The sequence below is a fragment of the Mesorhizobium sp. M0676 genome, from assembly GCF_040320535.1.
Taxonomy (GTDB): Bacteria; Pseudomonadota; Alphaproteobacteria; order Rhizobiales; family Rhizobiaceae; genus Mesorhizobium.
Map to the genome: position 1 here is coordinate 112,075 of NZ_JAMYPU010000019.1, position 10,027 is coordinate 122,101.

11 protein-coding genes and 1 riboswitch are annotated in these 10,027 nt (G+C 63.4%); of the genes, 8 read left to right on the forward strand and 3 right to left on the reverse strand.

What is annotated here, in order from left to right; translation table 11 throughout:
- The first annotated feature begins 258 nt into the window (after window positions 1–258).
- Both mgtE and NKI35_RS21180 read left to right on the forward strand, forming a co-directional pair.
- Window positions 259–1,677: a magnesium transporter gene (mgtE, locus tag NKI35_RS21175; protein WP_023670790.1), complete on the forward strand. Its 1,419-nt coding sequence runs from the start codon at window positions 259–261 to the stop codon at window positions 1,675–1,677.
- Between the two features lie 158 nt (window positions 1,678–1,835).
- On the forward strand, window positions 1,836–2,222 hold the full coding sequence (locus NKI35_RS21180; protein WP_006203215.1) for a MerR family transcriptional regulator: 387 nt from the start codon (window positions 1,836–1,838) through the stop codon (window positions 2,220–2,222).
- Between the two features lie 285 nt (window positions 2,223–2,507).
- Here NKI35_RS21180 and NKI35_RS21185 read toward each other — a convergent pair whose 3' ends face one another.
- Entirely contained in the window at window positions 2,508–3,014 is a 507-nt protein-coding gene (locus NKI35_RS21185) for a methyltransferase family protein (RefSeq protein ID WP_352741393.1), read from the reverse strand.
- Entirely contained in the window at window positions 3,011–4,021 is a 1,011-nt protein-coding gene (locus NKI35_RS21190) for an acetyltransferase domain-containing protein (protein WP_352741394.1), read from the reverse strand. The genes NKI35_RS21185 and NKI35_RS21190 overlap by 4 nt, the downstream gene beginning before the upstream one ends.
- A gap of 232 nt (window positions 4,022–4,253) precedes the next feature.
- Between NKI35_RS21190 and NKI35_RS21195 the strand changes: the two genes are divergently transcribed.
- Window positions 4,254–5,453, forward strand: a complete 1,200-nt coding sequence (locus NKI35_RS21195; RefSeq protein WP_023727678.1) for an MFS transporter — start codon at window positions 4,254–4,256, stop codon at window positions 5,451–5,453.
- A gap of 65 nt (window positions 5,454–5,518) precedes the next feature.
- Here NKI35_RS21195 and NKI35_RS21200 read toward each other — a convergent pair whose 3' ends face one another.
- A complete protein-coding gene (locus NKI35_RS21200; protein ID WP_352741395.1) occupies window positions 5,519–6,616 on the reverse strand; it encodes an aromatic ring-hydroxylating oxygenase subunit alpha in 1,098 nt (365 codons plus the stop codon).
- 136 nt (window positions 6,617–6,752) lie between these two features.
- Between NKI35_RS21200 and NKI35_RS21205 the strand changes: the two genes are divergently transcribed.
- From NKI35_RS21205 to cobO, 5 genes are all read left to right on the forward strand, one after another.
- A complete protein-coding gene (locus NKI35_RS21205) occupies window positions 6,753–7,445 on the forward strand; it encodes a gamma-glutamylcyclotransferase (protein WP_031205435.1) in 693 nt (230 codons plus the stop codon).
- 67 nt (window positions 7,446–7,512) lie between these two features.
- Window positions 7,513–7,708: riboswitch (cobalamin riboswitch) on the forward strand.
- Between the two features lie 36 nt (window positions 7,709–7,744).
- Window positions 7,745–7,924, forward strand: a complete 180-nt coding sequence (locus NKI35_RS21210; protein WP_023706121.1) for a CbtB domain-containing protein — start codon at window positions 7,745–7,747, stop codon at window positions 7,922–7,924.
- A 15-nt stretch (window positions 7,925–7,939) separates the two neighbouring features.
- Window positions 7,940–8,743 (forward strand): CbtA family protein, encoded by an 804-nt coding sequence (locus NKI35_RS21215; RefSeq protein ID WP_352741396.1) that lies wholly within the window; start codon window positions 7,940–7,942, stop codon window positions 8,741–8,743.
- Complete coding sequence (gene cobU / locus NKI35_RS21220) at window positions 8,736–9,248, forward strand: bifunctional adenosylcobinamide kinase/adenosylcobinamide-phosphate guanylyltransferase (protein WP_023706119.1); 513 nt, start codon at window positions 8,736–8,738, stop codon at window positions 9,246–9,248. Before NKI35_RS21215 ends, cobU begins: the two co-directional genes overlap by 8 nt.
- A gap of 1 nt (window position 9,249) precedes the next feature.
- Window positions 9,250–9,864, forward strand: a complete 615-nt coding sequence (gene cobO / locus NKI35_RS21225) for a cob(I)yrinic acid a,c-diamide adenosyltransferase (RefSeq protein WP_023706118.1) — start codon at window positions 9,250–9,252, stop codon at window positions 9,862–9,864.
- Window positions 9,865–10,027: the final 163 nt, after the last annotated feature.

A 10,027-nucleotide genomic window follows, 5' to 3' on the forward strand; every position in this document is an offset into this window, starting at 1 on the left:
GGCTGTTCTGGTTCTGGCCTGGGCGGGTCCGGCAGATGGCAGGACCTGCATCATGACAATTCTGCCCCAACCGTGCTCGGGTGCTCTTTCCCCAGCGACATGTGCTGTCGCGCCGCCTGAATCCTGGGCGGCGTCATATCCTGATGAAATCACTCTCGCCCATATGCAGGGCGGGGCGCATTTCGTTTGATATTCCCGTGCGTTGCGCGCTAGACCTGACAGGCACCTTTTCCGAAATTCCCATGGCGGGAGCCGCTGGTGGAACGCCAGGACGACCACACGACCGGCGCCAAAGCCGCTGACGATGCCCACGCCGACATCTATGGCGAGGACGGCGCCGTTCTGTCATCATTCCTCGCCCAGATCGGCGCGGCGATCGCCGATCGCGATACGCTGACGCTGAAGCGCGAAGTCGACGACCTGCACCAGTCGGAACTTGGCGATCTGCTGGAGGCCCTGCACCCCGAACAGCGTCGCGCCCTTGTCGAACTGCTCGGCGCCGACTTCGACTTCTCGTCGCTGACCGAGGTCGACGAGGCGATCCGCCGCGATATCGTCGACAATATGCCCAATGAGCAAATTGCCCAGGGCATGCAGGACCTCGATTCCGACGACGCGGTCTACATTCTCGAAGACCTTGAAAAGGAAGACCAGGACGAGATCCTGTCGCAGCTGCCGTTCACCGAGCGGATTAGGCTGCGCCGCTCGCTCGACTACCCGGAAGAGACCGCCGGTCGCCGCATGCAGACCGAATTTGTCGCTGTGCCGCCGTTCTGGACCATAGGCCAGACCATCGACTACATGCGCGAAGACAAGAACCTGCCCGAGCGCTTCAGCCAGATCTTCGTCATCGATCCAAGCTTCAAGTTGCTCGGCGCCATCGACCTCGACCAGATCCTGCGCACCAAGCGCACGACCAAGGTCGGAGACGTGATGCACGAGACGAGGCACGCCATTCCGGCCACCATGGACCAGGAAGAGGCGGCGCGGGACTTCGAGCAATACGATCTTCTGTCCGCCGCCGTCGTCGACGAGAACGAGCGGCTGGTCGGCGTGCTCACCATCGACGACGTCGTCGACGTCATCCAGCAGGAGGCCGAGGAAGATCTGCTGCGCATGGGCGGCGTCGGCGACGAAGAGTTGTCCGACAGCATTCTTTCGACCTCGCGCTCGCGCGTTCCCTGGCTGCTGGTCAACCTGTTGACGGCGTTCCTGGCGGCTTCGGTGATCGGCCTGTTCGACCGCACCATCGAGCATATTGTAGCACTGGCCGTGCTGATGCCGATCGTGGCCGGCATGGGCGGCAATGCCGGTTCGCAGACCATGACCGTCACGGTGCGCGCGCTGGCGACCAGGGATCTCGACATCTACAATGCCGGCCGCATCATCCGCCGCGAAATGGGCGTGGGTTCCATCAACGGCATCATCTTCGCCGTGCTGATCGGCATCGTCGCGGCCGTCTGGTTCCGCGATGCCAATCTGGGCGGCATCATAGCGGCGGCGATGATCATCAACATGTTCGTGGCAGCCCTTGCCGGTATCCTGATCCCGCTATTGCTCGACCGGTTCAAGATCGACCCGGCGGTGGCGTCGGCGGTTTTCGTCACTACGGTCACCGACGTCGTTGGCTTCTTTGCCTTCCTCGGGCTGGCCACCTGGTGGTTCGCTATCCCTTGAGAAAGAGGCGTTGCGGGTTCAATTGACTTTTACGTAAATGTGGTGCGAGGCTTGCGCGGGGTTCCATGCCGAGTCCGGCTTGGAACGGGGTTGATCGGAATGCGTTGGAAATCCCGGGCGACCGGGCGTTTTCCGATGTTCCGACATTTGGAGCAAAGATGCGGGAATATTATTCGATCACCGAACTGACCCGCGAATTCGACGTGTCGACGCGGACGCTGCGCTTCTACGAGGATGAGGGGCTGGTGCAACCCGTGCGGCGGGGCCGCACAAGGCTGTTTCGTCCGTCGGACCGGCATCTGATCCGCCAGATCATGCGCGGGAAAAGGCTCGGCTTCTCGATCAACGAGATCCGCGAAATCATCCAGATGTACAAGGAACCGCCAGGCGAGGTCGGTCAACTCAAGCTGATGATCAAGCGCATCGAGGAGAAGCGCGAGGATCTCAGGCAGAAGCGCCGCGATCTCGAGGAGACGCTGGCGGAGCTCGACCAGGCCGAGGAGTCATGTGTTGAGCGGCTGGTGGAGCTGGGGGTTAATACCTGAGCGGACTCATCGCGCGTTGAGCGGCGATCGCTACAGAACTTCGTCATTCTAGGGCGGAGCAGGAGCGAAGCTCCGTCGCGGAGACCCTAGAATCCATTCCGTGACATTGGCCGTGGAGTGCAGCGGTGCAGAATTCTGGACCGTGGCAACTGCTGTACGTCGCGGCATGGATCCTCGGGTCTGCGCTGCGCCGCTACGCTTCTTGCTTCGCCCGTGGATGACGAAGAGATGGGCGTTTCGGCTAGTCGCCAAGGCATGCGAACCCTGCCAGCGATCACACCCGCCTCAAATCCAGCGCCTGACCCGCTTCGCATAGTCGCGGTACTTCTTGCCGAATTTGGCGAACAGCACCTTCTCCTCGCTCTCGATGGCGACCTTCTGCGTTGCAAATGCCGCGATCAAAGCCAGCGGCAGGAACCATACGATCCCCGAGACGAAGGCAACGCCGATCAAAAGCAGCGTGTTGGCCAGATACATCGGGTTGCGCGTGACGCCGAACGGGCCAGACGTCACCAGATGCTCCGGCACGCCATTGGGGTTCATCGTCGTTTTGGCCCGGATCATGGTGCGGATAGCGGTGAACCAGAGGGCTGCAACGGCAAACAGCACCACAAAGCCGGCGGCAAACAAAAGGTCGCCCAAGAGGTCGCCGATCCAGGGCAGCGGATAGAACAGGCCGAGCACGATGCTGATGGCGATGGCGGCGATGTAGATCACCGGCGGCCACGGGATCAGCCGTGGTCTCGATAGATCGGGTTTTGCCAGCCGGGGTTTTGCCAGCTTGTCAGTCATTGTTGCCCTCCCTGCGTCATCGGACTCTCCTCCGTCCTGGCGGTGCAGATGCCGGCGAGTTCACCGAGATGCGCTTTGAACTCCGGGGTCTGGTCACCATTGTAAAGCCGGTCGAATGCCGCTTCGCTTTGCAGCGTGTCCAGCATGCACACACAATAGCTGGTGCAGAACTCCGTGTCGCGCTGCTGTTCGCAGGATACCTGGCATTCCTTGAGGAAGACCACTTCCCGTGTCTCGACCGGCGCCGGCGCGATCTGCGAGAACAGCCAGACGCACCCGAACAGCAGCGGCTGGTGGATCAGGTAGAAAGCCAGGCTGTGGCGGCCGATGAAGGTGAGCGGCCTGGTCCAGCTTCCCGATGCCAGCGTGGCCAGCCGCGCCAGCAGGCCGGTGGTGGACGCAAACTTTGCCGCGGCGATGCCGAGAAGCACGGCGCCGAACCAGGGAAACAGCGGCACGTAATCGTTGGAGCGCGGGTTGATCGCCGACAGGCCGACCCACCACAGCGCCGGATGATCGAAGGCTTCGGATCGGAAATAGATCGGCCCGGCGATCACCACCGCCGCCACGACAAGCGTCAGCAAGTACGGCAGCCGCAAGAACAAAAGGCCGAGCAGGCTGGCCAGCGCGATCTGATGCAGGATGCCGAAGAAGATGAAGCTGTCCGGCGTGATGAAGTACGTGACCGCCGATATGGCGGCGGCCGCGACGGCGACCATGGCAAAACGTTTCCAGAAGCCGGTCCAGCGGATCTGCCTGCCATGAGCGAGAAACAGGCTGACGCCGACCAGGAACAGGAAGGTCGAGGCGATGCAGCGCGCATAGATCTTCCACCAGCCGACGGCGGTGAGGCCGGGGTCGGTGTAGTGGAAATTTTCGAGATCCCAGGTGAAGTGGTAGCTCGCCATGGCGATCAGCGCGATACCGCGTACGACATCGATGGCGACGATACGCTTCGGTTGATCTCGCTTCAGTTGATCTCCAGAGGGTGCGGTATGGATGCTCATGGTCTCGCGATCTGATTCAGCCCCAAAGACGACTATCACGGTTGCACCGGACAAAAGAAGGCCGCCCCCTACGCTCCGGGTCGCGCCGTGCGGCTGCATCGGGCGGCGCTTTAGGCCAGAGCCGGAAAGCCTTTGGCCGAATTCGCTTTTTGCCGGGAAGGGGTCGGTTTCCTGTTACCGGCGGAGGAAGCGCCAGCGCAGATTTGGGCTGCGAGTCTGATTTGGGGATCAAATGTCCACCCATGTGCGCCATCCGATCTGGCTTCCGGCCCTGCGTCCGGCGGATGCCCGCACCTTTGCCTCGCTCTATGCGGTCGAATCCTTCGCCCGCGCCACGGTATCGAGCGTCATCCCGATCCAGGCCTATGAGATTCTGCACAACGAGCAGATCGTCTCGATCCTATACACCATCGTGGCGCTGCTCGGCCTGTCGGTGACCTTGTTCATGCCGATGCTGATCCGCAGGTTTGCCCGGCGCTGGGTCTATACCGCCGGCGCCTGCCTGCTGGCGATGGGCTCGCTGTTCTTCGTCACCCACACGCTTGCCGGGCAACTGGCAGGCATGCTGTGCCGCGTCATGGGGGCGAGCGCGCTGTCGATCACGCTCAACCTCTACATCATGGATCACATCCGCAAGACCGATTTCATGCAGGCCGAATCGCTGCGCATGGCGTGGTCGATGCTTGCCTGGACCGGCGGGCCGACACTCGGCATCTTCCTCTACACACGCTACGGCATCTATGCCGCGCATGGCGCGGTGGCGGTGTTTGCGTTGGCCTTGCTGGCGCTGTTCTGGACCTACAGGCTGGGCGACAACCAGTCGATCCGGCCTGGCAAGACGCGGCCGGCCAATCCGCTGGCCAATATCGGCCGCTTCGTAGCACAACCCAGGCTCAGGCTGGCCTGGCTGATCGCCTTCGGCCGCTCCTGCTTCTGGACGACGTTCTTCGTCTATGGGCCGCTGTTCATGGTGATTACCGGCGAGGGCGAGCTTGCCGGCGGCCTGCTGGTTTCGGCCGGCAATGCGCTGTTGTTCATGGCGATCTTCTGGGGCAAGGCTGGAAAACGCTTCGGCGGCCGGCGCACCATGACCTTCGCCTATTTCGCGATGTCGGCGACGCTGCTTGCGGCGGGCGCGGTCGGCACTACCGCGCCGCTGCTTACGGGCTTTTTCCTGCTCTGCGGCGCCTTCTTCACCATCGCGCTCGATGCACTGGGCTCGACCGCCTTCATGCGCTCGGTGCGGTCCTATGAGCGGGCGCAGATGGCCGCGGTCTACCGCACCTATCTCGACTTTTCCGAGCTGACGCCGCCGCTGGTCTATTCGGTGGTGCTGGCGTTTTTCGGCCTCGGCTCGGTGTTCGTGACGCTGGGCATTCTGGCCGCGGTTTGCGGCTTTATCACCTGGCGCTATCTGCCGAAGTCGCTTTGATCAGGAGGCCGCATGCCGCTCGCGCACCCACTTGTGGAAGCGATGCAGATCATACTCCTCCGGCATCAGCACGCCGGCCGCGTGACGCATCGAGCGCAGGCCTTTCTGTTGACCTCGCAGATCGCGGCATCCTCCTCCAGCACCTGGGTACCGAAGGCGACGACATTGTCGATGTCGGTCTCGGCGAGCGCCTCGGGCGCGAACAGCCATTCGGCGGTGAGTTCGGTCTGTTCGGGACCGAGCGGCATCAGTCGCACCGTCCTGACATAATCGACATGGCCGACGATGAACATCGAGGGCAGGCTGGTGGCATAGGTCTGTCCGGCCGCACGCTCGGCTGGCGTCAGGCCCGGTAAGACCGGGCCATGGGCATGTCCGTCGCGCGACCAGGTCTCGGCGCCGGCGCGCAGGCCACCCGAAAACTCCGGCGCGTCATTGTCGGCATGGCGGACCCAGTCGGGGTCGTCGTGCCGGCTCATCAGGCCGCGGCCGTATATCGGCACCAGCCGAGACAGGTCCTTGTGGACGCCCGGGCAATGCAGGCACTCGTTGAAGTTCTCCCAGAAGATCTTCCAGTTGCAGTTCATCACCTTGCGCAGGACATGCCCTGATACCAGCGGTTCCAGCGGCCAGTTGGCGAGGTCGCCGGATGCGGGATCGAAGGAGGTCCCGGCGGAGCCGGCCGCAGCCTGCTGAAGGTTCACAAAGACAAAGCCGCGCCACACCGACAGCGCCACCCGGTAGAGCGGATGATCTGCCTTGTCGAAACCATCTGGCAGCGATTTCGAGGGAACGCGCACGAGATCGCCGCGCAGCGAGTAGGACCAGGCATGGTAAGGGCAAGTGATGAGCCGCGCTTTCAGCCGGCCCTCGCTTTCCTGGCAAAGCTGCGAGCCGCGATGCCGGCAGGTGTTGTGGAAGGCGCGCAACTCGCCGGTCTCGTCCCGCAGAATGACGATTTCCTGCGTGCCGACGCGGAATGTCCTGAACGCCAGCGGCTGGGCGAGGTCGGCCTCGCGGCAGACGAGCAGCCAGCTTTTGTGCCAGATGGCGTCGAGATCGCGCTGGTAAGCCTCGCTATCCCAATAGGCCGACGACGGTAGCGTCGGTTCGGCCCGGCTCAGGCCGTTATAGGGGTCGCGCTCGCTCGGGCTGGGATGCATGGCTGGCTTCCTATGAAGCGTCAGCCGACACCCCGGCAAATCGTTTGTCAATCAGAGTGCCGCATTGCCGGTTGCAGGCGCGGCGCATAATCATGTCGTGGACATGGGACATTCGGAAATTGGGGGGATTCGGAAAGTGGCCGCACGACAGATGTCGCTTACGCCGGAGCTGGTCGCGCGCTGCTGGCGCGAGATCAGGGACCCCGGGCCGGATCCGGACGCGATGCATCTCGATGAAGCCGACTATGACGCGCTGCTGGATGAATTGCAGGTCGAACTCCCGGACAGCGAACCGCTATGGCTGTTCGGCTATGGATCGCTGATCTGGAAACCGGAAATAGATTATGTCGAGGACCGCGTTGCCTTGGCGCGCGGCTGGCATCGGTCCTTTTGCATGAACATGACGCGCTGGCGCGGCACCAAGGACAGCCCCGGCTTGATGATGGCGCTGGACCGTGGCGGACAATGCAAGGGCGTCGCCTTCCGGCTGACCGACAGTAACCGGCGCGGGCAGTTGGGCCGGCTTTTCCGGCGCGAAATCACGCTGAAGCCGACAAGCTACCGGCCGCGCATGCTGAAGCTTGCAAGCGAGGCCGGACCGCTCAGGGCATTGGCCTTCGTCATCAACCGCAACGGCCTGACCTATTCCGGCCCGCTCGACGAGGGCAAGGTCGTCGAAAGGCTGGCCACGTCCTGCGGGCACTGGGGGTCGGGCGCCGACTATCTCTACAACACGGTGAAAAACCTTGAAGAGCGCGGCATTCATGATCGCCATCTGTGGCGGCTGCAGCGGCTGGTTGCCGAACGGATCACCGCGTTGAACCCGTAACGCCGCATGGCGCATTCGCGCTGTTGGCCGGCGGAATTTGGTTTGCCGGATGCGGCCGTTTCAGCCTATAGTCATGCATGTCGTCGGTTCCGTTAGGGACCAAGAGGGAATGCGGTGAGGGCTGACTTGTTGCCCAATGCCGTGGCTGCCCCCGCAACTGTGTGCGGTAGTCCTCTCCAAGCCACTGGGGATTTTTTCTTCGGGAAGGTGGGGAAGGGCGCTGATCCGCGAGCCAGGAGACCTGCCGGCGACAGGGAACTGACTTCGATGCCCTCGGGTGGAGGGCGAAAGGACAAGATATGAATTCCGCTTCCGTCTCCCTCGGCGCTTCCGTCTCCTCGCAGTCGCGCTTCATGCAGCTCGTGCTTAGCGCGTTTCTGGGGATTTTCGTCGTCGGCGTTGTCGGTTTCTCGCACATCGATGCGGTCCACAATGCGGCGCACGACTATCGCCATTCGATGGCGTTTCCCTGCCACTGACGAGGATCTGACATCATGAACCTGTTTCGCAACGTCGTGTTCATCGCGGCGATCGCAGGGCTCGTGGCCGGTGTCGCTCTCGCCTGCATGCAGGCCTACGCCACCGTGCCGCTGATCCTCAAGGCGGAGGTCTACGAAAAGGCTGGTGGCGGCCACGAGCATCAGCATGCCGCGGTGCCCGCCGCCAACGCTACGGACACCAATGCCATGAGCACCGCCGCGCCGGCGGAAAATGCGGTGAGCAGCGCAACACCGGCTGAAGCAGCCGCGCCGGCGGAGGACGAAGGCTGGGCGCCGGCCGACGGCTTCGAGCGCTTCGCCTTCAGTGTCGTCGCCAATATCGTCACCGGCATCGGCTTCGCGGTGGTCCTGGTGGCGGTTTCCGAGTTCGCCGGTGGCATCGGCAGCTGGCGCCAGGGCGTGTTCTGGGGTCTGGCCGGCTTTGCCGTTTTCACGCTGGCGCCGGGACTCGGCCTGCCGCCGGAACTGCCGGCAATGCCGGCGGCCGATCTCATGCAGCGCCAGATCTGGTGGTGGGCAACGGTGATGGCAACGGCGATCGGTCTTGCCCTTATCACCTTCCGCACGTCGGCGCCCCTGACCGTGCTCGCCGTCGTCCTGATCGTCGCCCCGCATATTGTCGGCGCGCCGCAGCCTGACAGTTTTGTAACGCCGATCCCGGAGGGCCTGCATCATCAGTTCGTGGTGGCGGTGACGCTGACCAATCTGGTGTTCTGGGTGGTGCTCGGCGCGGTTGTCGGCATAGTGCGCGCGCGCTTCACCGGCACCGCGACCAGCCTGCGCGACACCTTTGCCTGATCGCAGTTTGACCTTCATCATCGGCGGTGCGCGCTCCGGCAAGAGCGTGCATGCCGAAAGTTTGGCGACGGCGTTGCCGCCGCCATGGGCTTATATCGCCACCGCGCAAGCCTATGACGGCGAAATGCGCGAGCGCATCGCGCAGCACCGCTCGCGCCGCGGCGAGGGATGGGCGACCATCGATGCCCCGCTTGATCTTGCAGGTGCGATCGAGGCATTGCCGGACAACCAGCCGGTGCTTGTCGACTGCCTGACGCTGTGGCTGACCAATCATATGCTGGCCGATCATGATCTGGAGGGGGAGTGCCGGCGGCTGGCCGATGTGCTTTCGCGGCCGCGCGGACCGTGGTTCGTGGTCTCCAACGAAGTCGGACAAGGCATTGTGCCCGACAATGCGCTGGCACGCCGGTTCCGCGATGCCGCCGGCCGGCTCAACCAGCAGATCGCGGTCGTAGCTGATATGGTGCTTCTGATGGTGGCGGGGCTGCCGCTCAAGGTGAAATGAGATGACCGATATCGACACAAAAGACGAAGAGCGCCATCGCGCCAAGATGGCCAAGCGCAAGGCGGTGCAGGACGCCGAGGTCGCGGAAAAGACGGTCGAGAAGGGGCTGCTGATCGTCAACACCGGACCCGGCAAGGGCAAGACCACGGCTGCCTTCGGGCTGGCGCTGCGCATGCTCGGCTATGGCAAGCGCGTCGGAATGGTCCAGTTCATCAAGGGCAAATGGCACACCGGCGAGAAGGATGCCTTCGCGGCGTTTGGCGACCGCGTCGTCTGGCACACGATGGGCGAGGGTTTCACCTGGGAGACGCAGGATCTGAAGCGCGACATTAAGGCGGCCGAAGCCGCCTGGGCCAAGGCGCTGGAACTGATCGCCGATCCCTCGATCAGCCTCGTCGTGCTGGACGAACTGAACATCGCGCTGCGTTACGACTATCTCGATCTCGACAGAGTGGTGGCGGCGCTGAAAGCGCGGCGCGAAGGTCTGCATGTCGTCGTCACCGGCCGCAACGCCAAGCCGGCGCTGGTCGAGGCGGCGGATCTGGTGACGGAGATGGGCGTGACCAAGCATCATTTTTCGGCCGGCGTTAAAGCACAGCAGGGGATTGAGTTTTGAGGGGCTATCCTCACCTTTTACCCTCCCCCTTGTGGGGAGGGTCGATCCGCGAAGCGGATCGGGGTGGGGGTTCTCGTAGTTCGCAGTCCCCCCCCCCCCCGGGGGGGGCCCCCCCCCCCCCCCCCCCGGGGGGGGGAAGGAGTGGGCCGGCTGGGGGGGGCGG

What these genes read in the sequence shown, in the direction of transcription:
- NKI35_RS21180 (WP_006203215.1), top strand. Translation starts at nt 1,836, where the DNA reads ATGCGGGAATATTATTCGATCACCGAACTGACCCGCGAATTCGACGTG.
- NKI35_RS21185 (WP_352741393.1), bottom strand. Translation starts at nt 3,014, where the DNA reads ATGACTGACAAGCTGGCAAAACCCCGGCTGGCAAAACCCGATCTATCG.
- NKI35_RS21190 (WP_352741394.1), bottom strand. Translation starts at nt 4,021, where the DNA reads ATGAGCATCCATACCGCACCCTCTGGAGATCAACTGAAGCGAGATCAA.
- NKI35_RS21195 (WP_023727678.1), top strand. Translation starts at nt 4,254, where the DNA reads ATGTCCACCCATGTGCGCCATCCGATCTGGCTTCCGGCCCTGCGTCCG.
- NKI35_RS21200 (WP_352741395.1), bottom strand. Translation starts at nt 6,616, where the DNA reads ATGCATCCCAGCCCGAGCGAGCGCGACCCCTATAACGGCCTGAGCCGG.
- NKI35_RS21210 (WP_023706121.1), top strand. Translation starts at nt 7,745, where the DNA reads ATGAATTCCGCTTCCGTCTCCCTCGGCGCTTCCGTCTCCTCGCAGTCG.
- NKI35_RS21215 (WP_352741396.1), top strand. Translation starts at nt 7,940, where the DNA reads ATGAACCTGTTTCGCAACGTCGTGTTCATCGCGGCGATCGCAGGGCTC.
- cobO (WP_023706118.1), top strand. Translation starts at nt 9,250, where the DNA reads ATGACCGATATCGACACAAAAGACGAAGAGCGCCATCGCGCCAAGATG.